General features: G+C 37.8%; 1 protein-coding gene. It reads right to left on the minus strand.

Annotated features, from left to right (window positions below):
* Nucleotides 1–250: 250 nt before the first annotated feature.
* Complete coding sequence (locus HMPREF0106_RS00135; RefSeq protein WP_009041319.1) at nucleotides 251–1,372, minus strand: ISAs1 family transposase; 1,122 nt, start codon at nucleotides 1,370–1,372, stop codon at nucleotides 251–253.
* Nucleotides 1,373–1,530 lie beyond the last annotated feature (158 nt).

A 1,530-nucleotide genomic window follows, 5' to 3' on the forward strand; every position in this document is an offset into this window, starting at 1 on the left:
CGAATGGACAGACTTGTAGTCCTTACTTGCCAAACAATAAAAAAAACAAGCTGACAATAGAATTCTCAATTCTTATTGTCAGCCTATTATCAGCTTCTATTGTCAGCATGTATTATACTGTAATTCATATCTTTAACTGCCGTCCTGACAGATTGACAATAAAAACAGTATAAAAACAACTAGTGTAGTTAGTTCTTGGTTAGTAACCGCTCAGGGCGAACGCTCAATAACTTGTACATCCTATTATTCTCTATATTTTTTCAATCCCAATGACTTTATCTCTTATTTTCTCGTCCCATCCACACGCTTTCCTCTTTCCTGCCATTCCCAGTTTGATATCGCTCTGTTTTAATAACATAAGTGCCAACTTTGATATGGCGGAGAAGTTGATTGCAGCATTTCCTGTTTTTCTGTCATCATCTTCTCTGAATCCTATATCAAGTACCCAATGCAGGTTGTTTTCAACCTCCCAGTGTGATCTGACCGATTTAAGTATAAGTACCGGGTCAGGTTCCAATGATGATATATAGTACCTTGTTTCCATAGTAGCTTCTTTATCACCTGTTTTTCTGATAGAATTTATCATAGCCAATGTCTTGATCCCTGTCCACCCTTTGAGAAAATATTGAAGATTTTTAGCGCTTATGCATACACATTCCCTGTATTCACTTCTTCCATGCCCTTCGTTTTCCTCAAAGTACCTTTTTGCGTGACATAAATAGTATCTTGTTTCCTCACTAAGATTAAATTCTATCATATCCCTGAGTGTTTCATGGTTATCTTTGGCACATAAAATATAATCAGCTTTGTTCTCGATTATTAGTTTAGTGATTGATTTCTGGCAGCCCATAGCGTCAATGGTTATGATGCAGTTCTCAAGATCCAGCGCCTTTATTAGCTCGGGGATAGCCTTTATTTCATTCGATTTTTCTTCTACTTTCTTTTGACCAAGGCAAATGCCGTTGGATACAGACCAGGCACTGACTATATAGAGCTTGCTTCTCACTCCATTTTTTGAGCGACTGTTTTTATGGGGATTATCACAAACGGCCTTTCCGTCAATAGCTACCACCCCGGGAATTTTACGGCAGATGTCATCGACCCACAACCTGAAACATTCTTCAAACCAGTCGATATCCAATATGGAGAAGAAACGACTCAAGGTATCATGGGAAGGGATAGAAGTCAAACCCGGAAGACGCGTCTTGAAATAGGATTCATGCGTCTTGCCGAATGTTTCTATTTCGTTCCACGTATCAGCTCCGCAGATAACAGAGACTAGGGCGATGAACACTATTTCGTTAGACTGATATATTTTATTCTTATCATCTCTTACATCAGGAATTATAGCTGAAAAGGCTTGAATGGTCATATTGCGGTAGGGATTAATATAGTAGATATGCAAATGTAATGAATTATATTCACACAGAGAATAGGAACAGAAGATATTGAAAAATACAGGAAAAAAACTATCTATTTAGGGAATAATAAAAGCTAAATTAACATGTACAAGTTATTGAGCGTTCGCCC

This window comes from Bacteroides sp. D22, from assembly GCF_000163675.1.
Lineage (GTDB): Bacteria > Bacteroidota > Bacteroidia > Bacteroidales > Bacteroidaceae > Bacteroides > Bacteroides xylanisolvens.